This is a genomic window from Hyphomicrobium sp. (assembly GCF_041659645.1).
Taxonomy (GTDB): Bacteria; Pseudomonadota; Alphaproteobacteria; order Rhizobiales; family Hyphomicrobiaceae; genus Hyphomicrobium_B.
Window position 1 is genome coordinate 571,984 of the sequence record NZ_JBAZXX010000004.1, and the last position, 23,188, is coordinate 595,171.

Sequence of the window (23,188 nt, forward strand, 5' to 3'; positions counted from 1 at the left end):
GTTCGCCGGCATCGTTTGGGACATCTCCATGCGCCGTACTGCAATTGCCATTGTTTTGATTGCCGCGTTTTCAGGCCAGGCGTCGGCGCAGGTCCCGGAGGCAACCCCCGCGCCCGCCAAGCAGAACGCCAATCCGTGCAGCGATGAAGTTTCCGCGGCGCTTCAAAAGCTCCGGAAGTCGTCGTGGTTCCGCATGGACACGCAGATGATCACCGAGAACGGTCCGACAACGATGCAGATCGACTACGTTCTGCCGGACCGGATGCATCAGACCGTCACGCAAAAGCTCACCAATCAGACGTCTGAGCTGATCCTTATCGGCAACAACGCATGGTCGAAGCAGAATGGCAGCTGGCGGCCGGTTCCGCAGCAGGTCGCCGCACAGCTCCGCGAGCAGATGGACGATACGGTCGTTAAACAGCAGACCGACGTCGGCAGTTATTCCTGCAAAGGACGCGCCCAGATCGACGGCCGCGACGTTCTTTCCTACAAGCTCGACAGCGAGTCCGAAAAGGGTTCGAGTGCGCCCCAGAACCAAGCGTTCCGTATGTTCTTTGTGGACGCGATGACGGGGCTGCCCGCGAGCAACGCTCTCTTGGCGCCTGGGCACGAAGACAAGCCCATTTTCAAGACGAGCTATTCCTTCCCGATCGACATGAAAATCGAACCACCGAAGGACGTTTCTTCAGATCCGCCTGCTGAGCCGGCGAAACCGGCGCCTGCCGAGGGCAAATAAGCCTTTTCAAGGCCTCTGCGGCATCACGGAGCCGGATGGCAGCCATGTCGCCACGCGCGATGCAATGAACCCGCTCCGGCGTTAAAAGCGCGCCGGAGATTCCAATGACCGTCATCGATTCATCCCGCGCCGCGCTACGTTCGCCGGTCGCAAGCGCCTCTCTCGCTGTCCTTCTCGCCGTGAGCTTCTGTCATTTGCTCAACGACGTGATGCAGTCGCTGTTCGTCGCCATCTACCCGATGCTGAAGGAGGATTATCACCTCAACTTCTGGCAAATCGGCCTGTTGACGATGGCCTTCCAGATTACGGCGTCGTTGCTGCAGCCATTCATCGGTCATTACACCGACAAGCGCTCGGTTCCGTATTCGACGAGCATTGGCATGGGCTCGACGTTCGCCGGCCTGATCCTGTTGGCGTATGCAAATAGCTACGCCGGACTTCTTGTCGGCGCCGCCTGCGTCGGTATCGGATCGGCGATCTTCCACCCCGAATCTTCGCGCATCGCGCGCCTCGCGTCCGGCGGACGTCACGGCTTCGCCCAATCGCTATTTCAACTCGGCGGCAATTTCGGAACGGCAATCGGTCCGCTTTTGGCGGCGTTCATCGTCATACCGCACGGCCAGATGAGCATCGCGTGGTTCGCCGCGATCGCGCTCGTCGCGATGGTGATCTTGTGGAAGGTCGGCCAGTGGGCCACTGAAGTCGGCGCCAAGCGCCGGGGCGGCGTCCAAAGCGCCACGCTGATACATTCGCGCGGCCGAACCGCCGTCGCATTGACGGTGCTTGCTGTGCTCGTCTTCTCGAAGAACATCTACACGGCAAGCTTCGCGAGCTTTTATACCTTCTACGCCATCCATCACTTCGGCATGTCGGTACAGGCATCGCAGTTGATGCTGTTCGCATTTCTCGGCGCGTCCGCCGTCGGTACGATCCTCGGCGGACTGTTTGGCGACCGCTTTGGTCCGAAGATGGTGATCTGGTTCTCGATCCTCGGCTGCCTGCCGTTCTCGCTGGCGCTGCCCTACGCCGATCTCACTTGGACAGTCATTCTTTCGATGCTGATCGGCCTGATTCTGTCGTCGGCATTTCCGGCCATCGTCGTGTTCGCCCAGGAACTCGTCCCCGGCCGAGTCGGCATGATCGCCGGCATCTTCTTCGGTGCGGCATTTGGAATGGCGGGTATCGCCGCCGCCGTGCTCGGTCTGGTCGCCGACGCGAAGGGCGTCGATTACGTATTCGAGATTTGCTCGTATCTGCCATTCCTCGGGCTTTTGACGGTGTTCCTCCCGGGAACCGACAGGCCCGAATATGACAAACTAAAAACAGCTTAAATTGCCTTTGGGGCAGAGAACTTCGCGACGCGGTAATTTCGGGGTTTCCCCGGGCCAACGCATTGCCTATAAGCCCCACTTAGCCCGACGTTCCACCCACCCCTGAGCCGACCGCGCCCGCAGCGCGAGCCTCGGCCAATTTGTTGCGCCCCATGCCAAAACGCACCGATATTAAGTCCATCCTCATCATCGGCGCCGGCCCGATCGTCATCGGTCAGGCGTGCGAGTTCGACTATTCCGGCACTCAGGCCTGCAAGGCGCTGAGGGAGGAGGGCTATCGGATCATCCTGGTCAATTCGAATCCCGCAACGATCATGACCGATCCTGATCTTGCCGATGCGACGTATATCGAGCCGATCACGCCTGAGGTGGTGGCGAAGATCATCGCCAAGGAGCGCCCCGACGCGATTCTGCCGACGATGGGCGGCCAGACTGCGCTCAACACCGCGCTCGCGCTTCACAAGCAGGGCATTTTGCATCGCTACGGCGTTGAGCTGATCGGCGCCAAGGCGGAGGCCATCGATAAGGCCGAAGACCGCCAGCTTTTCCGCGAGGCGATGGAAGAAATCGGCCTTGAAACACCGCGCTCACGCATGGTGAACACGCGCGAGGACGCATCCGCGGCCCTCGAACACGTCGGCTTGCCCGCGATCATCCGGCCGTCGTTCACGCTGGGCGGTACCGGCGGCGGCATCGCCTACAATCGCGAAGAATTCTTCGAGATCATCGATCGCGGTCTTGACGCTTCGCCGACCTCTCAGGTTCTAGTCGAGGAAAGCGTCCTCGGCTGGAAAGAGTACGAGATGGAAGTCGTTCGCGACAAGGCGGACAACTGCATCATCATCTGCTCGATCGAGAACATCGATCCGATGGGCGTCCACACCGGCGACAGCATCACGGTCGCGCCAGCGCTGACATTGACCGACAAAGAATACCAGATTATGCGCGACGCCTCGATCGCGGTTCTGCGCGAGATCGGCGTCGAGACGGGCGGCTCGAACGTTCAGTTCGCGGTCAATCCCGCCGACGGCCGCTTGATCGTCATCGAGATGAACCCGCGCGTGTCGCGGTCCTCCGCGCTGGCGTCGAAGGCGACCGGCTTCCCGATTGCCAAGGTCGCGGCGAAGCTCGCTGTCGGCTATACCCTCGACGAGATCCAGAACGAGATCACGGGTGGCGCGACGCCCGCGTCGTTCGAGCCGACGATCGATTACGTCGTCACCAAGATTCCCCGCTTTGCGTTCGAGAAATTTCCCGGCGCCGACACCACTTTGACAACGTCGATGAAGTCGGTCGGTGAAGCCATGGCCATCGGGCGCACATTCGCGGAAAGCCTGCAAAAGGCGCTCCGCTCGATGGAAACCGGCTTGACCGGCTTTGACGATATTCGGTTCGAGGGCCTCGGCCAGGGCGACGACAAGAACGTCGTTCGCGCCGCCGTATCGCGTCCGACGTTCGACCGCCTTTTGAAGGTCGCCCAGGCCTTCCGCGAAGGCTTCTCGCTCGACGAGATCCATCAGTATTGCAAGATCGATCCGTGGTTCCTCGCTGAGATCAAGGCCATCATCGACACGGAAGCCCGCATCATCGCGCACGGATTGCCGAAGACAGCTTCGCAGTTGCGCGGCCTCAAGGCTCAGGGATTCTCGGATGCGCGCCTTGCGAAGCTCGGCAAGGTCAGCGAAGCTGACGTCAGCAAGATGCGCAAAGATCTCGGTGTCATGCCGGTCTTCAAGCGCATCGATACCTGCGCCGCCGAATTCGCGTCGCCGACCCCTTATATGTATTCGACCTATGAAACGGGCCTTACCGGTGAGCCCGTCTGCGAGGCCGACCCGAGCGAGAAGACCAAGATCGTCATTCTCGGAGGCGGCCCGAACCGCATCGGCCAGGGCATCGAGTTCGATTATTGCTGTTGCCACGCGTGTTTCGCGCTGACGGCGGCCGGCTTCGAAACGATCATGGTCAACTGCAACCCCGAAACCGTCTCGACCGATTACGATACGTCCGATCGGCTCTTCTTCGAGCCGTTGACCGCCGAAGACGTTCTCGAAATCATCCGCGTCGAAAGCGCGAAGGGGACGCTCAAGGGCATCATCGTTCAGTTCGGCGGACAGACGCCGTTGAAGCTTGCAAGCGCGCTGGAAGAAGCCGGCGTCCCGATCCTTGGGACGTCGCCCGACGCCATCGACCTCGCCGAAGACCGCGACCGCTTCAAGGTGCTGATCGATAAGCTGAAGCTCAAGCAGCCCAAGAGCGGCATCGCCAAGACGCCCGGCGCCGCGCGCGGCATCGCCGAAGAGATCGGCTATCCCGTAGTCATTCGGCCGTCGTATGTGCTCGGCGGCCGCGCGATGGAAATCGTCCATGACGGCGCCGAGGTCGATCGCTACGTCGCGCGCCTTTCCGCGACCCTCGACAGGCCGTCGGAACTTGTGGTGTCGGACAAGCGCCCGCTGCTGATCGACAGCTATCTGACGGATGCCGTCGAGGTTGACGTCGACTGTCTGTCAGATGGCAAGGATACCTTCGTCGCCGGCATCATGGAGCATATCGAGGAAGCCGGTATTCACTCCGGCGACAGCGCCTGTTCGCTGCCGCCGCATTCTCTGTCGCCCGCGATCATCGCAGAACTCGAACGGCAGGCACGCGAACTCGCTCTCGCGCTGCGCGTCGTCGGCCTGATGAACATCCAGTTTGCGATCAAGGACGAGCAGGTCTTTATTCTCGAGGTGAACCCGCGTGCGTCGCGCACCGTGCCGTTCGTCGCCAAGGTCGTCGGCCTGCCGATCGCCGCGATCGCGTCCGAGATCATGGCTGGCAAGCCCCTCGCGGCATTCAATCTGAAGAAGCCCGACTACAAACACATCGCGGTCAAGGAAGCGGTTTTCCCGTTTGCGCGCTTCCTCGGCGTCGATCCGATCCTCGGGCCGGAGATGCGCTCGACGGGCGAGGTGATGGGCATCGACCACGACTTCGCGATGGCCTTCGGCAAGAGCCAGCTTGGCGCTGGCCAGATTCTACCCAAAAAGGGCACGGTCTTCGTTTCGGTCAAGGAAAGCGACAAATCCCGCGTCGTCGCCCCCGTCCGCGATCTTGCCGGCATGGGCTTCAAAATTGTGGCGACCCGCGGCACGAAGCGGTACCTTGAGGCGAACGGCATCCAGTGCGATGCCATCAACAAGGTGCTGGAGGGGCGTCCCCACATCGTCGACGCCATGAAAAACGGGGATATCAATCTCGTTTTCAATACAACCGAAGGCTCGAAAGCTCTGAGCGACAGCAAGGACATCCGGCGCACGGCCTTGCTTCACCACATCCCGTATTATACAACATTGGCGGGGGCGGTCGCGGTTACCCAAGCCATTAAAGCATTGGCATCGGACACGCTTGAAGTCGCTCCGTTGCAGGCTTTTGCGCATCGCTAGGCCGTTCGATCAAGTCGCCGGGCTACGCTAAGGGTGGCACGCTGAGGAGCGTCTGCCCTTCGCTACTTCCCAATTTGACAAGCTTACTGGTACCGTGTGTCGGGGTTTTCCCCCGCAGGGATTGAACCGTTCGGAAGACGCTGGAGAAGATAATGGAACGGGTGCCGATGACCGTTGAGGGTTATAAAAACCTCGAACAGGAATTGCAGCGGTTGAAAGCCGTCGAGCGCCCCCGCATCATCGCGGCGATTTCGGAAGCGCGCGCCCACGGCGACCTTTCCGAAAACGCCGAATACCACGCGGCCAAAGAACAGCAGGGCCTCAATGAAGCCCGCGTGTCCGAAATTGAGGACAAGATCAACCGCGCTGAAATCATTGACGTTTCGAAGCTGTCTGGTGACACCGTCAAATTCGGCGCCACTGTCACCCTTGAAGACGAAGATTCCGGCGAAAAGGTCAGCTACATGATCGTCGGCGATACTGAGGGCAATCTGCGCGACCGCAAGATTTCCATCTCGTCGCCGATTGCGCGCGCGCTGATCGGAAAGACGAAGGGTGAGAGCGTCGATGTCACGACGCCGAAAGGTACGCGCACGCTCGAAATCTTGAAAGTGAGCTGGGGCGGCTGATCGCGCTCCGTCCTAGTCGCTGCCGCCCTCGAAGAAAGCCGCCGCGGCCTGGCATTCAGCCTTCGACGTAACGAGATCGAAAACGCGATCTATTCCGTCCTTACCCGTGAGTTCGATATCGCCGTCCGTCCCCTCGAGCGAAAGGCCGTTCTCACCGGTTTCAAGGCGAAGACCGCCGTCTTTTTGCGGCGTCAGCCGGAAGACGCCGCCGTCGGATTCGAGATAGCATTCAAAATCCGCGTCGTTTGTCTTGCAACTCGCGGCCTGTCCGAACCAACTCGGACCCGACGTCAGCATCAGCGCAAATCCAAGCGTAAAATGGTCGGCGGCATTGGGTCGGCCGTCTGAATTGGCTTTGGAAAGGTCGACCTCGATGGCACGCACCTGCTGGCCTGGGTGTTTTGCCAGATGGGCGTCGTCGTAGGTGCGCGCGAAGCAGGGGGCGCCGTCGAGCACGTTCGCGAAATAGGTGTTGAACAGATCGTCCGACGTCGCCGCCATCGCCAGCGATATGTTCGGGACTAAAGAAAGAACAACCAACTTTGCCGCCGATGCCGCCAGTTTAGAAAAGGTTCCCATCGACCCTCCGCAATACGCACCGCGCTATCATGGTCCTTCGGGGCCGGATACGCTGATCGGCACGCCCGGTTCATGCTTGGCTCGCCGGATCGTGAGATAAGTTTTCACGCTGGCCACGTTCGGCGCGGCGGTCAATTCTTCAAGCACGAAATTCTGAAATCGTTGCAGGTCTCGTGCGATGCATTTCAATATAAAGTCGCTTTCGCCGGACAGCATGTAGGCCTCCCGGACGAGGGGCCATCCGAGTATGCGGTTCTCGAAGGCGCGAAGGTCGGATTCCGCTTGATTGTGCAGTCGTACCATCGCAAAGGCCGTCAGCGCATAGCCGAGCCTGACTTCGTCCACCAGCGCGGTATAACGTGTGATAAGACCGGCTTCTTCCAGCGCCCTGACTCGGCGTAGGCAGGGGGGCGCCGACAGGCCGATGCGATTGGCGAGAGCGATGTTGGTCATCCGTCCGTCGGATTGCAGCTCGCGCAAGATCCGCCAGTCTGTTTCGTCGAGTTCTATCGCCATGGACCGCGCCGCCGCAGGAAGCTTGGAGTAATATCAGGAATGTCGCCGGGCGCGCACATTTTCGCAAATTTCTTTAACGCGGCCCTGACATCAGGTTTGACCCCGGCCTCGATGCCGCCGAGCAGGAAGTTAGAGTTTGTCCGACATGACACGCGCTGAAGCCGATTCCGGAAGGCTTGAGGGTCGATCGGCCTGGATCTTTTCCGACGGCAAGGCCGGGCACGAGGCCCAGTGCCTCGGTGTCGTCGAGGCGCTCGGGCTGTCGCCGGAGATCAAGCGGATAAACCTCTCGGGCATATACAAGTTGATGGCGCCCTGGGGGCCGTTGCCAGTCGGACAGGGGACTGGTGCGCAGGGCGGCTCTCTCGGGCCTCCGTGGCCGGCATTTGCCTTCGCAACGGGCCGCACGACCATCCCCTACATCCGCGCCCTGAGGCGGCGTGCCGGGCTTCAGACGTACACGGTCATTCTGATGGATCCGAAGACCGGCCCGAACAGCGCCGACGTGATCTGGGTGCCGGAACACGACCGCCGTCGCGGCCCGAACGTCGTCACGACGCTGACGTCTCCGCACCGCTTTTCTTCTTCCAAGCTTGAAGCACTCAAGGCCAACATTCCGCCCGAGATCGCGGCCTTGCCGAAGCCAAGGATCACCTGCCTCATCGGCGGTCCGAACGGCGATTACCGCTATACCGGCGCTGACGAGGATCGCCTCGTCAGGTCGCTGACGGCACTCGTCGAAACCGGGGCGGGGCTGATGATCACGGCGTCGCGTCGGACACCCGAACGGCTCGCAGCCCGGCTCCGGCACGCCATGGACGGAAAGCCCGTGATTTTCTGGGACGGCTCGGGGGCAAATCCGTATCCGGATTTTCTCGCCGCCGCCGACGCCTTCGTCATCACCGCCGACAGCATCAGCATGACGTGCGAAGCGGCAGCCACAGGGCGGCCAATCTTTTTGTTCACGCCGACGGGCGGCAGTCCGAAATTCGACCGCTTCCACGCGGCTCTCGCCGCCTACGGAGCAACTCGCCCGCTTCCCCAAACCGGTGAAGCCCTGACGACTTGGAGTTATCCGCCGCTCCACTCCGCCGAAACGATTGCAGCCGAAATTCGCAAGCGCTGGCTGAAGCGCGCCGAGCTGCTACCCGGCCTCGTCAATCCAAAGCGATCATAGCGCCGCCAGCGGGAGCATCGATGACAATCTCGTTCTCTTCCGAAGGCATCGCCGAAGCAGCCAAAGGCTTCGTTGCTGCAGGTACGCTCGACGGTGGCATCCGCGCGGGACAGCCGTCGGAAAAACGTCGGCTGCAGCTTTGGGCAGAGCTTGGAGTGGTCTACATCGCGCTGCCGCTGTTGATGCGGATCGCGGTGTTCGACTATCGCGTGCCGCTGTTTTACGCCTTGCCCCCGGTGCTCGTCGGCTTCATCGCTTTTCTGTATTTTGATCGAAGCTTCAGTCTGAAAAAGGAAATCTCCCGCTGGCCTGATGTGCCGACGCTGATCTCGATCCTGCTGATCTTTAGCGCCGGATGCCTTGTCGTCGCCGGTATTGTCGCGGCCGTCATGCCCGATCGCCTCTTTGCCCTCGCATCCGAACGTCCGGGGCTTTGGCTCAAGATCATGGTGCTTTATCCGTTCACGTCCGTGCTGCCGCAGGAGTTTGCCTATCGCGTCTTTTTCTTTCACCGCTACGGCGTTCTTTTCGGCGCGCGTTGGAGCCTGATCCTCGCCAATGGATTGGCATTCGGCTTCGGGCACATCTTGTTCCGCAATTGGATTGCCGTCGGTGGAACCTTCCTTATCGGCATGCTGCTCGCGTGGCGATACGAACGCACCCGTTCGTTCTGGGCCGTTTACGTCGAGCACGTACTTTGGGGCTGGCTCGTCTTCACGATCGGGCTCGGCGTCTACTTCTTTACGGGCGTGAAGAACCCGGCTTGGTGATCTGCCGGGCAGCCGGCTCTCGGTAGGAAAATTGCCCGGCACAATTTGAAAATCCGGCGGGCATCACGAAAAACTACTTTCTCCGCTCGGCCATCTTGTCGAGCTGCATCTCTTGGATCTCCGCGAGACGCTGCCACTGCTTGTTGATCAGATGATCGATCTTTTCATGCAGGTGCCGGATCTCGAGCTCAGCTTTCAGATTAACTTTGTAGTCGTTGAGCGAGCGCAGTCTGTCCTTCGTCTCCTGGCGTTTTTGGCTCATCATGATGATCGGCGCCTGCACAGCAGCGATCGTCGACAGGATCAAGTTCAATAGGATGTAGGGATAAGGATCGAACGCCGCGCCGGCCTGGTAGGAGTTGAAGAGCATCCAGACCGCGAGAAACCCGGCGAAGACGATAAGGAAGCTCCAACTGCCGCCGAATGAAGCGAGCCCATCCGATAGGTACTCGGCAAACGTCCGCTTGGCCGTAAACTCGCCTTCGACGTTCTCGGCAAGCATTTCGTGTGTGGCGAGACTTTCCGCTACCTGCTTCTCGATATCGCTCAGATCGCCGCTTTCGTCGCGCAGCAATTCGCTGACGTAGAGGCCGCGATATCGGTCGAGTTCCTTGCGAGCGACGAAGGCATCATCCTTGAGGTCGGGATGGTCCTTGCGCATGCGCTCGATCAGCGACGGCATCACCGTCGCCAGATTGATTACGGCTCCACGCGGATATTCTTTCCCCGTTAGCGCACAAACGACCTTGGGCTTCGGTGATTTGCCGCTTTCTGCGTTCTGATCCGACATTCCGGTCATTCCCTGGCGATGCTTCCTATATAAAGCCGATGCCATGCGCGGCACGTCGCTCGCGCGGCAACGATCTAATTGAGCAAGCCGCAGCAATCGGCTAGAAGTCCGCTCAAATCCCTCAGGTTCAAGTCATAGAGGCGCCGCTAATGGCTGCACATCAGTACGTTTATCACATGCATAAGCTTTCCAAAGCCTATCCGGGCGGCAAGCAGGTGCTGAAGGACATTTCACTGTCGTTTCTGCCGGGCGCCAAAATCGGCGTCGTCGGCCTTAACGGCGCCGGCAAATCGACGCTCCTGAAAATCATGGCCGGCGTCGTCGATGACTTTATCGGCGAGGCGCGTGCGGCCGAAGGTATCAAGGTCGGCTATCTGCCGCAGGAGCCCGAGCTTAATCCCGATAAGGACGTGCTCGGCAACGCCATGGAAGGCGTGGCGGAGAAGAAGGCCATCCTCGACCGCTATAACGAAATCGCGTCCAACTACTCGGAAGAGACAGCCGACGAGATGACGGCTCTCCAGGACCAGATTGACGCTCAGGACCTTTGGGATCTCGATGCTCAGGTTGAGCAGGCCCTCGACGCGCTGCGCTCTCCGCCCGGCGATTCCGACGTTTCGAAACTCTCCGGTGGCGAAAAGCGCCGCGTCGCGCTGACGAAGCTTCTGCTATCGAAGCCGGACATTCTTCTTCTCGACGAGCCCACCAACCATCTCGACGCCGAGAGCGTCGCGTGGCTCGAACGCTATCTCCGCGAATATACCGGCTGCGTCATTCTCGTGACCCATGACCGCTACTTCCTCGACAACATCACCGAGTGGACGCTGGAGCTTGATCGCGGCCACGGCGTGCCGTGGAAAGGCAACTACTCGGACTGGCTTGAGCAGCGCGCCAAGCGCGAGGCGACTGAGAAGGCGCAGGAAGAGGGTAAGCAGAAGGCTCTTTCCCGCGAACTCGAGTGGATCAGGTCGTCGCCGAAGGCACGTCAGGCAAAATCCAAGGCGCGTATTACGGCCTACGAGAAGCTCGCCGACGAAGCCGGCCGCGAGGAAAACAACCGCGCCACGATGCAGATCGCAACGGGCCCGCGTCTCGGCGGCATCGTCATCGAGGTCGAGGACCTTTCCAAGGCCTTCGGCGATAGCCTGCTGATCGACGGGCTCTCCTTCAAGCTCCCGCCCGGCGGAATCGTCGGCGTGATTGGTCCAAACGGCGCCGGCAAGACGACTTTGTTCAAGATGCTGACCGGCTTGGAGAAGCCCGACAAGGGCACGATCCGCCTCGGCGAAACGGTGAAAATCGCCTACGTCGATCAGAGCCGCAGTCACCTCGACGACAAAAAGACCGTCTGGGAGGAAATCTCCGGCGGCCTCGACCAGATGCTGCTTGGCGGCAAGAAGGAAATGCCGAGCCGCGCCTACTGCGGCTGGTTCAACTTCAAGGGCGCCGACCAGCAGAAAAAGGTCGGCCTGCTCTCAGGCGGCGAACGCAACCGCGTGCATCTGGCGAAGCTCCTGAAGGAGGGCGGTAACCTGCTCCTCCTCGACGAGCCGACCAACGACCTTGATACCGAGACCTTGGCCTCGCTCGAAGCGGCGCTCGAAGATTTTCCGGGTTGCGCCGTGGTCATCTCGCATGACCGCTTCTTCCTCGACCGCCTTGCGACGCACATCCTTGCCTTCGAGGGCGACAGCCACGTCGAATGGTTTGAAGGCAACTTCGCCGACTATGAGGAAGACAAGAAGCGCCGGCTCGGCGATCAGGCCGTCGAGCCGCATCGCATCAAGTTCAAGCGCTTCGATCGATAGAGGACGAAAAACGCGGTTTCCGGCTGGACGAACGAGAGTCGGAAGCCGCGATCAAAATAAGTTCCCCTCCCCTTGCGGGGAGGGGTTAGGGGAGGAGGCCTATCCGGGGCGCGCCCCTGTCCATTCCATCAACCGCTACTGTTGTCGATGATTGGGAGCTGCTTGGCCTCTTCGGAGCTGAGAGACAGCTTCACGCCGTCGGTCGCGCTGACGATTTTGTCCGCCGATATCTCGAAGACCTTGGCGTTCATCCCTGCGGGCACGCCGTCGGTGACGAGAATTTCCTGAACCTTACCGCTATCGTCGGACTTCACGCCGTTGATCTCACCGATCTTGGCGCCGTCGGACCCGAACACGGCGGCACCGATCGGCACCTGACTGGCACTGATGGCTGCCGCGCCTTCCGACGGGGCAGCGGCTTCAGAGGGAGGAGCTGTGGCTTCTGGCGCAGCTTCGGCCGGTGGCGCAGCAGCCTCTCCTGCGGGAGCTTCGGCCGCGGGAGCTTCAGGGGTGGCCGCGCCGCTGTCTGGCGACGGCGCCGGCTCGGCGCTCGGCGCTGCCCCATCCGGAGCGGGCTCGGCGGCCGGTGCCGTCTGCTCGGGTGCTGGCTGTTCGGGCGCAGCTTGATCGCTCGCGGCCGGAGGTTGCTGTTGGTCCTCCTGGCTCGCGACAGGCGCCGTCTGTGAAAGCCAACCGCACGCGATGGCGACGGCGAACGCAACACCCGGCGCCGAACGCAATTTCGAAATGATCATTGCCCCACTCCCATCCCCACCCAAGGTAACTCGCGTTCCATATAGAACGTGCGCGAGCGTTTTGCTCCCCCTATGCTCGATCAAGATGCAAAGGTGCGGCGCTTTGTCGATGTAAAGCTGGACGTAAATGGGGCGGCGGAACGAAACCGAATAGGTCACGGCGTCGCCCATATGAGCGGCACCGCAACGACGCGGATAATTTCAAAATCACGACGGCGCGGCAAATAATGCCTTCTTTTAGGCCGCCCGGATCCGGCGAGGTTTATCCTAGCGGCTGAGCGCCAAAACGAGCGCGCGGGGATTGTTGCCGTTCTCAGTGATGTAATTCTGGAACAGATCGTCAAGAAACGACGTCATCCAGAAACCGACGACCTGCGCATCCCTGACCTTGTAACCCTGGCTGGTCTTCATCACGAGCCAGCGAATGTCATAGCCGGAGCCATCAGCGAGCGTGATGTGGGTGTCGACGTTCGTGCCGCCCGCGTCGCCCGCGCCCTGACCGGTCACGACCGCGCTAGTGACGATATATTTCGGACCTTCCTTTGCGGCATACTTCGCGATGAAGTTGATCATGCCGTTGTAGTAGGCAGGGCGATCCGCTTTCGGCAGCGTCCGCGCGTGCGGTCCGAGAGCCGTCAAGCCGATGTTCTGAACATCCATGTGCTGGCGAAGGACATTGGCATAAGCGGACACGCCGCCCTGGCGCTGCGCATACATCAGCTCGTTTTGCACGCGCTGCATATAAACTGCCGGGGTCTCGGCACGCGCGCCGCTCGCGGAAAGTCCGGCAAAGCACGCAATCACGGCCAACAGCCATCCGGCGGAGCGAATTCGCGTAGAAACTGTCCACCCCATGTCAAACCCTCGCATTCGTCGTCCCCTAATCAATCCCGAAGTAGCAGGTGGCCGGAACCTGATTCTGCTACCGTAACCCAATCCAAACAAGCCTCTCGCTGCGCTAGAGAGGCAACAATCGCGTCAAAACAATGCCGGATGGCTATGCGGCCACAGCATTTTGACGGTCCCGAGGCTTATCGCCCAGATCGTATAGCCGTCCTGCGGGAACCACCGGAAGGTTCAGGGTATTGCAAAGCCTCTCGAATTCCTGATGTGCGATCCGATCGGCGGCCATCAGAATGATGCTGCGATTTCTATTCGGGTGCACGAGAACGGCTTCCTGCCGGACGCCCGATAGAGAAGACCGCGTGTGCAGCGCGACGCCCTCGAAACTGCCCAGCGGCATCTGCCAAAGCATCGTCGAAAACGGTGTCCGGTCGACGACCTTCACATCCCCGTCGCGAATATCGACCAGCCGGTCGGAGATCAACGCCATCAATATGTTGCGCAATGGCCAGACGATCAAAGCCGCCCAAAAGACCAGCGCGAGCGCCAACTCGACGGCCGCCGCCGGATGCGCGATCAAAGCGGTGCGAACCTCAAAAGACGTAAGCGCGTAAATCGCAAAGCCGATCTGCGGCAGAACGATCAACGCCGCCAGCGCCGTCATCAGAAGCAGACCGGGAAGCTTAGCGAGCTTCGGATTGGTCTGCCTGATGGTAATTGGGAGGGAATAGGGATCACCTGAAACTTCAATGACTTCAAAACTCTGACGCTGCATGACGCTACTCGACCCCCGCGCGGATACAGTCCAGCACTTTATGGTAAACATCGCTAAAGGGCGGTTAAGCACTGTCTGTCTTTCGGTGAGGACAGACGCGAGCGTCCCACTTGACATATAAACATATCTTTATATGTTGTGCTGCATGTCCAGCTTCGAGGAAATGCGAACGACAGATCTGGTGGCGGCGCTAAAGGCGGCCGCTGAAACGACACGTCTGCGGATTCTCCTATTGCTTGCGGGCGGCGAACTGAACGTCAAGGATCTGACACTGATCCTGGGCCAGAGCCAGCCGCGCATCAGCCGGCACCTGAAGCTGCTGTGCGAAGCGGGCCTCATAGAGCGCTTCCGCGACGGGAGCTGGGTCTACTTTCATATTTCCGACCGCCAGGCAGGTGGTCGCTTAGCGCTGCGCCTCGTCGCCGACGTCGATCCGTCCGAAGCCTCCGTCCGTCGCGATCGCGAACGCGCGGAAGCCCTGAAGCGGGAACGCGAGGCCGTCGCGCAGACCTTCTTCGAGGAACACGCCGCCGACTGGGACCGCATCCGCACGCTTCACGTCGCCGAGAAGGACGTCGAAGCCGCTATGCGCCGCGCGCTTGGCGAGGAGACCTTCGATTTCTTCGTCGACCTCGGCACCGGCACCGGACGCACGCTTGAACTCTTTGCCGACCGTTTCGAGCGCGGCCTCGGTCTCGACGTCAATCAGGCGATGTTGACCTACGCGCGCGCCAACCTGAAATCCAAAGGCTTCACGAAGGCGCAGGTTCGCCACGGCGATATCTATTCGCTCGCGTTGGCCGATGAGCAGGCCGACGCCGTCGTCATGCATCAGGTGCTGCACTTCCTATCTGACCCCGCGCTCGCCATCCGCGAAGCGGCGCGCGTTCTGGCGCCGGGCGGTAAATTGCTCATCGTTGATTTCGCGCCGCATGAGCTTGAATTCCTGCGCACCCGCGAAGCGCACGAACGTCTCGGTTTTACGCGCGAACAAGTTGCGGGATGGCTCAAAGATGCCGGTCTCGTCGCCAGGACCGTCGAAGATCTGGCGCCCAAGGCCGGTGGCGGCAAAGACATGCTGACCGTCACGGTCTGGCTGGCGGAACGTCCTGTTACACAAATGCCGATTACAAAAATAAGCGCGTCCATGGGTGACGTGCGTGAGGGAGCGCGCTGATGGCACAGAGCAACGAACGAAAGAGCAAACTGCTCGGCTCCGGCGATATCGTCGTCAGTTTCGAATTCTTCCCGCCGAAAACGCCGAAGATGGAAGAGACGCTATGGGGCGCGATCTCGCGTCTCGCGCCGCTGCGTCCCGAATTCGTTTCGGTGACATACGGCGCCGGCGGTTCGACGCGTGAACGAACCCACGCGACGGTAACGCGGCTTTTGACCGAAACCGAATTGAAGCCCGCCGCGCATCTCACCTGCGTCGATGCGACGAAGGACGAAGTCGACGCCGTCGCGCGGCAGTATTGGAACGAAGGCGTTCGCCACATCGTGGCGCTACGCGGCGACCCGGTTCATGGCGCAGGTACCGCCTACGAGCCCCATCCAGACGGCTATCAGAATGCGGCCGACCTCGTGGCGGGCCTGAAGAAGATCGCCGACTTCGAAATTTCCGTTGCAGGATATCCCGAGAAGCATCCTGAAAGCGTCTCCATCGAAGCCGACCTCGATAATCTCAAGGCCAAGGTCGATGCGGGCGCCGATCGCATCATCACGCAGTTCGGTTTCGATAACGCCTATTTTCTCCGCTATCTTGAGCGCGCGCGGGCTGCGGGCATTTGGGTGCCGATCGCACCCGGCATCGTTCCGATCCACAATTTCAAGCAGGTCGCGGGCTTTGCCAAGCGCGCGGGAGCGAGCGTTCCATCGTGGCTCGCGCGGCGCTTTGAAGGCCTTGAGGACGACAGCGCGACGACCCATCTCGTCGCCGCGGCCGCCGCAACGGAACAGGTGATGGACCTCGTGGACGAGGGCATCAAGAAATTCCACTTCTACACGTTGAACCGAGCCGATCTCGTTTACGCGATTTGCCATCTGCTGGGCCTGCGCCCGGCGCGGGCGGCGAACGCCAACGCGGCGTAAGACATACAGGAAAGACGAGGCGTGCAATGAGACGGAAACCAAGTTGGGCCGCGCTGGAAAAAGCCGCGAGCGAGCGCATCCTTATAATTGACGGCGCCATGGGCACGATGATCCAGCAGTATAAGCTCGGCGAAAATCACTATCGCGGCGAGCGCTTCCAGGATCATTCGAAGGACATCAAGGGCAACAACGATCTGCTCGTGCTGACGCAGCCCGATATCATCGAAGAGATTCACGGCAAGTATCTCCGCGCTCACGCCGACATCATCGAGACGAACACGTTCAACGCGCAACGCATCTCGCTCGCCGATTATCATATGGAAGATCTCGCTTACGAGATGAACGTCGAGGCGGCGAAGATCGCGCGCCGCGCTGCGGACGAGTGGACGAAGAAGACGCCGGAAAGACCTCGCTTCGTCGCGGGCGCCGTCGGCCCGACCAATCGCACCGCGTCGCTCTCGCCGGACGTCAACAATCCGGGCTTCCGAAACGTCAACTTCGACGAGCTTCGCGATGCCTACAAGGAGCAGGTGCGCGGCCTTATCGACGGCGGTTCGGATATCATCCTGATCGAAACGATCTTCGATACTTTGAACGCCAAGGCAGCAGGCTTCGCGACGCTCGAAATCTTCGAGGAGAAAGACCTTGAGCTTCCGGTCATGATTTCCGGAACGATTACGGATCGGTCGGGCCGTACGCTTTCGGGGCAAACGGCGGAAGCTTTCTGGTATTCGATGCAACACCTGAAGCCGTTCTCTATCGGCTTGAACTGCGCACTCGGCGCTGAGCTGATGCGGCCCTATATCGCCGAGCTTTCGCACGTCGCCGATGTGCGCATCTCGGCGTATCCCAACGCTGGGCTTCCGAACGCGATGGGCGAATACGACGAAAACCCGCACGAGATGGCGTGTAAGATCGAACCATGGCTTGCTGACGGCCTGATCAATATCGTCGGCGGCTGCTGCGGCTCGACACCCGACCACATCGCGCATATCGCCAGCCACGCCAAAGGCTATAAGCCCCGCGCGATTACAAAAATCGAGCCGCGCCTGCGGCTCTCCGGCCTCGAACCGTTCGTTCATGGGTGATTGAGAACAATGACCAAAGCCAACGCCGCACAATCGTTCATCAACGTCGGTGAGCGCACGAACGTCACGGGCTCTGCGAAATTTCGCAAGCTGATCGAGCAAAACGACTATTCCGGCGCGCTTGCAGTCGCGCGCCAACAGGTCGAGTCCGGCGCCCAGATCATCGACGTCAACATGGACGAAGGCCTTCTTGATTCCGAGAAAGCCATGGCGACGTTCCTCAACCTCATCGCCTCCGAACCCGACATCAGCCGTGTGCCGATCATGATCGACAGCTCCAAGTGGAGCGTCATCGAAGCGGGCCTCAAGTGCGTTCAGGGCAAGCCCATCGTCAATTCGATTTCGATGAAGGAAGGCGAGGGGCCGTTTCTGGAGCACGCGCGGAAAGTGCTGCGCTACGGCGCGGCAGTCGTCGTCATGGCGTTCGACGAGGAAGGCCAAGCCGACACGACCGAGCGCAAGGTTTCAATCTGCGAGCGCGCTTACAAACTCTTGACGGAGAAGGTTGGCTTTCCGCCGGAAGACATCATCTTCGATCCGAACATCTTCGCAGTTGCGACGGGTATCGAAGAGCACAACGGCTACGGCATCGCCTTTATCGATGCGGCAAGGCAGATCAAGGAAAAGATGCCGCTCGTCCATATCTCGGGCGGCGTCTCGAACCTCTCGTTTGCTTTCCGCGGCAACGAGCCGGTGCGTCAGGCGATGCATTCGGTATTTCTTTATTATGCCATCCAGGCGGGCATGGACATGGGCATCGTCAACGCCGGGCAGCTCGCGCTCTATGACGACATCCCGGCCGAGCTTCGCGATCTCTGTGAGGATGTCATCCTCAATCGTCGCGCGGACGCGACCGATCGCTTGCTCGAAGCCGCGCCGAAGTTCAAGGGCGACGGCTCCGGCGTAAAAGCGAAAGAGAAAGATCTTTCCTGGCGTGAGGCGCCGGTCGAAGCGCGGCTGACGCACTCGCTCGTCCACGGCATCACGGATTTCATCGAAGTCGACACCGAAGAAGCCCGCGCTAAGGCCGACAAGCCGCTGCACGTCATCGAAGGGCCGCTGATGGCCGGCATGAACGTCGTCGGCGATCTATTCGGTGCTGGAAAAATGTTCCTGCCGCAGGTCGTGAAGTCGGCGCGCGTCATGAAGCAGGCGGTCGCATATCTGCAGCCCTACCTTGAGGCAGAAAAGATCGCCTCGGGCAGTGCGGCGAAGCCTGCCGCCGGAAAGATCCTGATGGCGACCGTCAAGGGCGACGTCCACGATATCGGCAAGAACATCGTCGGCGTTGTTCTTCAGTGCAACAACTACGAGGTTATCGATCTCGGCGTCATGGTGCCGGTCGCGAAGATCCTCGCCACTGCGAAGAAAGAGAACGTCGATATGATCGGCCTCTCCGGTCTCATCACGCCGTCGCTTGATGAAATGTGCTTCGTTGCGGCCGAGATGGAGCGTGAAGGCTTTTCAGTGCCGCTGCTGATCGGCGGCGCGACGACGAGCAAAGTCCATACCGCCGTCAAAATCAATCCGAACTACAACCGCGGACAGACGGTCTACGTGCTTGACGCCAGCCGCGCGGTCGGCGTCGTGTCGAAGCTGCTGTCGGAAACGGAAATGACGCCGTTCGTCCAGAGCATCAAATCGGAATACGCGAAAGTACGCGAAACCCATCTGGCGAACGAAGCCCGCAAGCAGCGCGTCACGCTCAAAGCCGCGCGCGACAATAAGTTCAAGATCGATTGGCAGACGTACAAGCCTGCGAAGCCGAGCTTCCTCGGAACACGCACGTTCGCAAACTACGACCTCGCCGCGCTCGTGCCGTATATCGATTGGACGCCCTTCTTCCAGACTTGGGAACTCGCGGGCCGCTATCCGCAGATTCTCGCGGATAACAAGGTCGGCTCCGAGGCAAAGAAGCTGTTCGACGATGCGCAGGCTCTGCTGAAGCGCATCGTCGCCGAGAAGTGGGTCACCGCATCGGCGGTCGTCGGCTTCTGGCCGGCGAACAGTATCGGCGACGATATCGCGCTGTATCAGGACGACACCCGTAATTCGCAGATCGCGACACTCCATACGCTCCGTCAACAGATCGCGCGCGATCCCTCGCGCAATCGCGCGCATACGGCGCTCGCGGATTTCATCGCGCCGAAAGAAACGGAGTTAGAGGATTACATCGGTGGCTTTGCCGTCACGACAGGTCTCGGCGAAGAAGAAGCGATCGAGCGTCATATCAAGACGACCGACGATTACTCGCGCATCATGGCGAAGGCCCTATGCGATCGTCTCGCGGAAGCCTTTGCCGAAGCCATGCACGCGAAAGTTCGCCGCGAGTTGTGGGGATACGCGAAGAGCGAGAAACTCTCGCACGATGATCTGATCCTCGAAAAGTATCAGGGCATTCGTCCGGCGCCGGGCTATCCGGCGCAACCCGAGCACACCGAGAAGGCAACGCTCTGGCAGCTGATGGATGTCGAGAAGGCGACTGGAATCACGTTGACGGAAAGTTACGCGATGTGGCCCGGATCGTCCGTTTCCGGCCTCTATTTCGCAAACCCCGAAAGCCACTATTTCGGTGTCGGCAAGGTCGAGCGCGATCAGGTCGAAGACTACGCCGCTCGCAAGGGCTGGACGGTCCAAGAGGCCGAGCGTTGGCTGGCGCCGGTCTTGAACTACGAACGTTCGGGCGCCGTCACAGCGGCGGCTTGATCGTCGCGGACAAAAAAACGGCGCGGTCCGTGTTGGATCCCGCGCCGCATGTTCGTTTGGCTTCGCGCCAGACGTCCCAGAAATAGTCCCCCGTCTCGTTGGCTCCTTGGAGCATCGCGCGTGGGATTACTGCTTCAGGTATTTCCTCCAGGAGGTCGTTCTCAAAAGGTCCCGAGCACGACCAAAATCACGAACCCAAACGACATTCCTATCGCAAGAACATTAAAACCGCCTTGCAGACCCATGTCACACCTCCGAGGTTGAGATGCTCCAGAATTCGCCATGCCCCCCTCGATCGAGGCACGGCCAAACGCTACGCAGCCCCAGCCATTGCTGACAAGCGAAAAGCATTTTGCGCCGCAGAGAGCTTTGCTGCCTCGACACCGCCAATTGCCTGCTTCGCTTCGACGGCAAACAGTTGAGGATTGTTGCGGTTCCCCGAAAGCGGTGAAGCACGAATGAAAAAGCCTTGAAAACGCGCATTTTCAGCAGCGCCGAGCGGGACGGCAATGCCGGTTAACGAAAGAACAATGACGTTCGCAACCAACTGGAACCGCCGACGCACCGCACAAAAATGATCCCAAACTATTTTGCTTGCGTCGCTCTCAATGATGAATACGAAGCACCGAACGCCGCGAGACGGCGGGCGCTCGACTCGCTCCGTGAGCGGATGATGGGCCGATGCAACGCGAGTGCGCCGCCCGCATATCAACCGATTATTAGCCGCTTTCTCAAAAGAATTTCGGCGGTTCCTTCGGCGACGAGCCCGTCGAACGTCGCCGTTCGAGAAAACCCGAAGCGCTCATAGAAGGCGAGGGCGCCATGATTAAATTCGGATGCGACGACCCAAATGTTTTGAGCTTTGTCTCTCCGGGCTTCGTCTTCGAACCACAATAGCGCGATGGCGCCGAGGCCTCGCTTCTGGAACGTGGGAAGGATGCCCAGCAACTGCAGGTAAGGTCCACGCAGCCAGTTTTTCCGGATGCAGATCGCTCCAGCCAGAGTTTCGCCGAACACGATTTCAAAACGCGGTGCGTCCTCTTCCTTGCCGCCAAGATACGCCGCGAGGGCTTTCGCCGTGTAGTGATAGTGTGCCCATGGATCGATACCTGAGAGCGCTTCGCCGAGATGTTCGGCGCTCGCAGCCGTCATTGGCCGGAATGAAACGTCCGCGGCGGCAACGTTCTGAGTTCGCTTTTTCGTCATTTTAGTTTGTGGCCGGAACGGATGTCTGCGACACGGCCTTACGCTTCTTCTTCGTCGCTGGTTTTGTTCCGGCCAAAGGCATCGTTGAGGCAACTTTCGCGCCTGTCGCGGTGTTGGCGTTCAGCGGCTTCTTGAGAGCCCAAAGGAAATCGTAGCGATTGACGTCTCCGGGCTTGCGATCATAGCACTCCGAGGAGATGACCGGCTTTCCCATCGTCATCAGCTCGCTCACCGTTACGAACTTATAGCCCTTGGCTTTGAGCTTGGGGATTGCGATCAACAGCGCTTCAGCCGTGTGCCAGCCACGTCCATTGGCATGGTTGACGATGATCGATCCGGGCTTCGCTTCGTTCACCATCGCCCCCGCGATCCGGGCGGCGGACTCGTGCGGATCGGGATCGCCGGTTGCAACGTCCCACTGGATGGCGAGCATCCCAGCATCGTTGACGGCTTTCAGAGAGGCTTCGTTGCAAGTGCCGTAAGGAAAGCGGAAAAGCGTTGGCTTCTCTGGAATGCCGCGCATCCCTTCGGCTGATGTCGCAACGCATTGCTTCGATGCCAGATCCGCGCGGGTATCCTCATACGCCTTCTGCGGCGCCAGAACCTGTTGGCGTATGGCATCCGGCTGCAGCAGTCTGAGGTTCGCGTGCGTTTCGGTATGGTTCCCGATTTCGAACAACGGATCGGTCATCAGTTGCTCGGTACGCGCACGGTGCGAAACCATCCATTTTCCGCCCGCAAAAAACGTCGCTTTCACGCCCTGTTCGCGCAAATAATCGAAGATGCGGCCATCATAGCCCGCGATCTCGCCGCGCTGTTCGCAGAGATCGAACGTCAACGCGATGACCTTTTCGCTTTTAGGAACATCGACGCGCCGGATCGATCCTCGCAACGCATCCGGAACAGGCGTTGCAGGCGCGAGGCCATTGATCTTGATCGGAGCGTCGAAGGAGTGGTTGCCACGGTTCACGATCTCTTCGCCGGTTACACCCGCGAGCGCCGCCGGCGAATAGCACGCGTGCAGCACGGCGGCGTCACCAGCCAATGCCGGGACTGCATGTGCCGCTGCGAACGCCGCGCCAGCGAGAAGAGCGATGATCGAAATGCGCTTTGCCAAAATCATTTGCCCTTGAATTGGGGTTTACGCTTTTCGAGGAAGGCGCGGCGGCCCTCTGCGTAGTCGTCACTTTCGAAACATGCAGCTACGGCCGCGTCGAGAACTGGCATATCGGGATGCTCCGGATGACGCGAGATCTCGTCGATCACTTTCTTGGCAGCCGCGACCGACAGCGGCGCATTCCCGGCGATTTCCAGGGCGAGCGCCCGGACGGTCGTCTCAAGATCCGTTTTCGGAACGAGCTGTGAGATAAGCCCCATGGCTTCCGCGTCGGCAGACCGGAAACGCCGTCCGGTGAACAACAGCTCCTTGGCGCGCGCAGCCGGGACCGCCGCCAGGATCGGACGCACCCAGCGAGCATTATAGCCGATGCCGAGCTTTGCGGCTGGAATGGCAAATTGGCTGGCGTCGTCGGCGATCCGCATATCGCAACAGAGCGCGAGGCCGAGACCGCCGCCGAGACAGAAGCCGTGGATCATCGCGATCGTCGGCTTCGGGCAGCCGATCAAGGCATTGAAGGCTGCTTCGTTCAGCGCGTCGTAGGTCTTCGCGGCGTCACCCGTTCTGGAACTCTCGAATTCCGAAATATCCGCGCCCGCCGAGAACGCCTTGTCGCCCGAACCCCGGAAAACGATGACGCGCACGTTCGGGTCGCGAACGGCCTCGGCCACGGCATCGGGGATGGCCTTCCACATCGCCGCCGTTAGGGCATTCATCCGGGCGGGATTATCGGCCGCGATCCAGGCGACCGCCCCATCCGTGGCATATCGCAATGTCGGGTTGGCGACTTCGGCGGCATCTGCCATATACGTGTGTCCTCTCGATCTTTGCGGCCATTTAAGT

Annotated in this window: 21 protein-coding genes; 11 read left to right on the forward strand and 10 right to left on the reverse strand. The window is 60.2% G+C overall.

Annotated elements, in window-relative coordinates; translation table 11 throughout:
* Positions 1-28 precede the first annotated feature (28 nt).
* The 4 genes from WC811_RS17160 (at position 29) to greA (ending at position 6,124) form a co-directional block, all read left to right on the forward strand.
* Positions 29-736: a hypothetical protein gene (locus tag WC811_RS17160; protein ID WP_372646543.1), complete on the forward strand. Its 708-nt coding sequence runs from the start codon at positions 29-31 to the stop codon at positions 734-736.
* Positions 737-840: 104 nt separating this feature from the next.
* Positions 841-2,067 (forward strand): MFS transporter, encoded by a 1,227-nt coding sequence (locus WC811_RS17165; protein ID WP_372646544.1) that lies wholly within the window; start codon positions 841-843, stop codon positions 2,065-2,067.
* A gap of 152 nt (positions 2,068-2,219) precedes the next feature.
* Complete coding sequence (carB, locus tag WC811_RS17170; RefSeq protein ID WP_372646545.1) at positions 2,220-5,495, forward strand: carbamoyl-phosphate synthase large subunit; 3,276 nt, start codon at positions 2,220-2,222, stop codon at positions 5,493-5,495.
* Between the two features lie 152 nt (positions 5,496-5,647).
* Positions 5,648-6,124, forward strand: a complete 477-nt coding sequence (greA, locus tag WC811_RS17175; protein ID WP_372646546.1) for a transcription elongation factor GreA — start codon at positions 5,648-5,650, stop codon at positions 6,122-6,124.
* A 12-nt stretch (positions 6,125-6,136) separates the two neighbouring features.
* Here the strand turns inward: greA and WC811_RS17180 are convergent, their stop codons facing one another.
* Together WC811_RS17180 and WC811_RS17185 are read right to left on the reverse strand one after the other, a co-directional pair.
* Positions 6,137-6,703, reverse strand: a complete 567-nt coding sequence (locus WC811_RS17180; protein WP_372646547.1) for a hypothetical protein — start codon at positions 6,701-6,703, stop codon at positions 6,137-6,139.
* 27 nt (positions 6,704-6,730) lie between these two features.
* Positions 6,731-7,219, reverse strand: a complete 489-nt coding sequence (locus WC811_RS17185) for an Lrp/AsnC family transcriptional regulator (protein ID WP_372646548.1) — start codon at positions 7,217-7,219, stop codon at positions 6,731-6,733.
* A gap of 145 nt (positions 7,220-7,364) precedes the next feature.
* Between WC811_RS17185 and WC811_RS17190 the strand changes: the two genes are divergently transcribed.
* Both WC811_RS17190 and WC811_RS17195 read left to right on the forward strand, forming a co-directional pair.
* On the forward strand, positions 7,365-8,396 hold the full coding sequence (locus WC811_RS17190) for a mitochondrial fission ELM1 family protein (RefSeq protein ID WP_372646746.1): 1,032 nt from the start codon (positions 7,365-7,367) through the stop codon (positions 8,394-8,396).
* Positions 8,397-8,416: 20 nt separating this feature from the next.
* Positions 8,417-9,166 carry a CPBP family intramembrane glutamic endopeptidase gene (locus WC811_RS17195; RefSeq protein ID WP_372646549.1) on the forward strand — a complete coding sequence of 250 codons (750 nt, stop codon included), beginning with the start codon at positions 8,417-8,419 and terminating at the stop codon, positions 9,164-9,166.
* 73 nt (positions 9,167-9,239) lie between these two features.
* Here the strand turns inward: WC811_RS17195 and WC811_RS17200 are convergent, their stop codons facing one another.
* Complete coding sequence (locus WC811_RS17200; RefSeq protein ID WP_372646550.1) at positions 9,240-9,956, reverse strand: DUF1003 domain-containing protein; 717 nt, start codon at positions 9,954-9,956, stop codon at positions 9,240-9,242.
* Between the two features lie 149 nt (positions 9,957-10,105).
* On the opposite strand from WC811_RS17200, the gene ettA reads away from it, so the two are divergent.
* The gene (gene ettA / locus WC811_RS17205) at positions 10,106-11,764 is read left to right on the forward strand and encodes an energy-dependent translational throttle protein EttA (RefSeq protein WP_372646551.1); all 1,659 of its coding nucleotides are present in this window, start codon (positions 10,106-10,108) and stop codon (positions 11,762-11,764) included.
* Between the two features lie 128 nt (positions 11,765-11,892).
* Here the strand turns inward: ettA and WC811_RS17210 are convergent, their stop codons facing one another.
* From WC811_RS17210 to WC811_RS17220, 3 genes are all read right to left on the reverse strand, one after another.
* The gene (locus tag WC811_RS17210) at positions 11,893-12,519 is read right to left on the reverse strand and encodes a PRC-barrel domain-containing protein (protein ID WP_372646552.1); all 627 of its coding nucleotides are present in this window, start codon (positions 12,517-12,519) and stop codon (positions 11,893-11,895) included.
* Positions 12,520-12,786: 267 nt separating this feature from the next.
* The gene (locus WC811_RS17215) at positions 12,787-13,374 is read right to left on the reverse strand and encodes an ABC transporter substrate-binding protein (RefSeq protein WP_372646553.1); all 588 of its coding nucleotides are present in this window, start codon (positions 13,372-13,374) and stop codon (positions 12,787-12,789) included.
* Positions 13,375-13,516: 142 nt separating this feature from the next.
* Positions 13,517-14,137, reverse strand: coding sequence for a hypothetical protein (locus tag WC811_RS17220; protein ID WP_372646554.1), 621 nt, complete (start codon positions 14,135-14,137; stop codon positions 13,517-13,519).
* Between the two features lie 163 nt (positions 14,138-14,300).
* Between WC811_RS17220 and WC811_RS17225 the strand changes: the two genes are divergently transcribed.
* Genes WC811_RS17225 through metH form a run of 4 tightly spaced genes read left to right on the forward strand, consistent with a single transcriptional unit; the run spans position 14,301 to position 20,022 of the window.
* Positions 14,301-15,314: an ArsR/SmtB family transcription factor gene (locus tag WC811_RS17225; RefSeq protein WP_372646555.1), complete on the forward strand. Its 1,014-nt coding sequence runs from the start codon at positions 14,301-14,303 to the stop codon at positions 15,312-15,314.
* Positions 15,314-16,228 carry a methylenetetrahydrofolate reductase [NAD(P)H] gene (metF, locus tag WC811_RS17230; protein ID WP_372646556.1) on the forward strand — a complete coding sequence of 305 codons (915 nt, stop codon included), beginning with the start codon at positions 15,314-15,316 and terminating at the stop codon, positions 16,226-16,228. The genes WC811_RS17225 and metF overlap by 1 nt, the downstream gene beginning before the upstream one ends.
* A gap of 26 nt (positions 16,229-16,254) precedes the next feature.
* The gene (locus tag WC811_RS17235; RefSeq protein WP_372646557.1) at positions 16,255-17,316 is read left to right on the forward strand and encodes a homocysteine S-methyltransferase family protein; all 1,062 of its coding nucleotides are present in this window, start codon (positions 16,255-16,257) and stop codon (positions 17,314-17,316) included.
* Between the two features lie 9 nt (positions 17,317-17,325).
* Positions 17,326-20,022: a methionine synthase gene (gene metH, locus WC811_RS17240; RefSeq protein ID WP_372646558.1), complete on the forward strand. Its 2,697-nt coding sequence runs from the start codon at positions 17,326-17,328 to the stop codon at positions 20,020-20,022.
* Positions 20,023-20,335: 313 nt separating this feature from the next.
* On the opposite strand, the gene WC811_RS17245 is transcribed toward metH, so the two are convergent.
* The 4 genes from WC811_RS17245 to WC811_RS17260 form a co-directional block, all read right to left on the reverse strand.
* Positions 20,336-20,569, reverse strand: coding sequence for a hypothetical protein (locus WC811_RS17245; protein WP_372646559.1), 234 nt, complete (start codon positions 20,567-20,569; stop codon positions 20,336-20,338).
* 161 nt (positions 20,570-20,730) lie between these two features.
* A complete protein-coding gene (locus WC811_RS17250; protein ID WP_372646561.1) occupies positions 20,731-21,228 on the reverse strand; it encodes a GNAT family N-acetyltransferase in 498 nt (165 codons plus the stop codon).
* A gap of 1 nt (position 21,229) precedes the next feature.
* The gene (locus tag WC811_RS17255; RefSeq protein ID WP_372646562.1) at positions 21,230-22,351 is read right to left on the reverse strand and encodes a polysaccharide deacetylase family protein; all 1,122 of its coding nucleotides are present in this window, start codon (positions 22,349-22,351) and stop codon (positions 21,230-21,232) included.
* The gene (locus WC811_RS17260; RefSeq protein WP_372646563.1) at positions 22,348-23,151 is read right to left on the reverse strand and encodes an enoyl-CoA hydratase; all 804 of its coding nucleotides are present in this window, start codon (positions 23,149-23,151) and stop codon (positions 22,348-22,350) included. Before WC811_RS17260 ends, WC811_RS17255 begins: the two co-directional genes overlap by 4 nt.
* Between the last annotated feature and the right edge of the window lie 37 nt (positions 23,152-23,188).

What these genes read in the sequence shown, in the direction of transcription:
- WC811_RS17180 (WP_372646547.1), bottom strand. Translation starts at nt 6,703, where the DNA reads ATGGGAACCTTTTCTAAACTGGCGGCATCGGCGGCAAAGTTGGTTGTT.
- WC811_RS17220 (WP_372646554.1), bottom strand. Translation starts at nt 14,137, where the DNA reads ATGCAGCGTCAGAGTTTTGAAGTCATTGAAGTTTCAGGTGATCCCTAT.
- WC811_RS17200 (WP_372646550.1), bottom strand. Translation starts at nt 9,956, where the DNA reads ATGTCGGATCAGAACGCAGAAAGCGGCAAATCACCGAAGCCCAAGGTC.
- WC811_RS17235 (WP_372646557.1), top strand. Translation starts at nt 16,255, where the DNA reads ATGAGACGGAAACCAAGTTGGGCCGCGCTGGAAAAAGCCGCGAGCGAG.
- WC811_RS17260 (WP_372646563.1), bottom strand. Translation starts at nt 23,151, where the DNA reads ATGGCAGATGCCGCCGAAGTCGCCAACCCGACATTGCGATATGCCACG.
- greA (WP_372646546.1), top strand. Translation starts at nt 5,648, where the DNA reads ATGGAACGGGTGCCGATGACCGTTGAGGGTTATAAAAACCTCGAACAG.
- WC811_RS17255 (WP_372646562.1), bottom strand. Translation starts at nt 22,351, where the DNA reads ATGATTTTGGCAAAGCGCATTTCGATCATCGCTCTTCTCGCTGGCGCG.
- ettA (WP_372646551.1), top strand. Translation starts at nt 10,106, where the DNA reads ATGGCTGCACATCAGTACGTTTATCACATGCATAAGCTTTCCAAAGCC.
- WC811_RS17210 (WP_372646552.1), bottom strand. Translation starts at nt 12,519, where the DNA reads ATGATCATTTCGAAATTGCGTTCGGCGCCGGGTGTTGCGTTCGCCGTC.
- WC811_RS17195 (WP_372646549.1), top strand. Translation starts at nt 8,417, where the DNA reads ATGACAATCTCGTTCTCTTCCGAAGGCATCGCCGAAGCAGCCAAAGGC.
- WC811_RS17190 (WP_372646746.1), top strand. Translation starts at nt 7,365, where the DNA reads ATGACACGCGCTGAAGCCGATTCCGGAAGGCTTGAGGGTCGATCGGCC.
- carB (WP_372646545.1), top strand. Translation starts at nt 2,220, where the DNA reads ATGCCAAAACGCACCGATATTAAGTCCATCCTCATCATCGGCGCCGGC.
- metH (WP_372646558.1), top strand. Translation starts at nt 17,326, where the DNA reads ATGACCAAAGCCAACGCCGCACAATCGTTCATCAACGTCGGTGAGCGC.
- WC811_RS17160 (WP_372646543.1), top strand. Translation starts at nt 29, where the DNA reads ATGCGCCGTACTGCAATTGCCATTGTTTTGATTGCCGCGTTTTCAGGC.
- metF (WP_372646556.1), top strand. Translation starts at nt 15,314, where the DNA reads ATGGCACAGAGCAACGAACGAAAGAGCAAACTGCTCGGCTCCGGCGAT.
- WC811_RS17165 (WP_372646544.1), top strand. Translation starts at nt 841, where the DNA reads ATGACCGTCATCGATTCATCCCGCGCCGCGCTACGTTCGCCGGTCGCA.
- WC811_RS17225 (WP_372646555.1), top strand. Translation starts at nt 14,301, where the DNA reads ATGCGAACGACAGATCTGGTGGCGGCGCTAAAGGCGGCCGCTGAAACG.
- WC811_RS17185 (WP_372646548.1), bottom strand. Translation starts at nt 7,219, where the DNA reads ATGGCGATAGAACTCGACGAAACAGACTGGCGGATCTTGCGCGAGCTG.
- WC811_RS17250 (WP_372646561.1), bottom strand. Translation starts at nt 21,228, where the DNA reads ATGACGAAAAAGCGAACTCAGAACGTTGCCGCCGCGGACGTTTCATTC.
- WC811_RS17215 (WP_372646553.1), bottom strand. Translation starts at nt 13,374, where the DNA reads ATGGGGTGGACAGTTTCTACGCGAATTCGCTCCGCCGGATGGCTGTTG.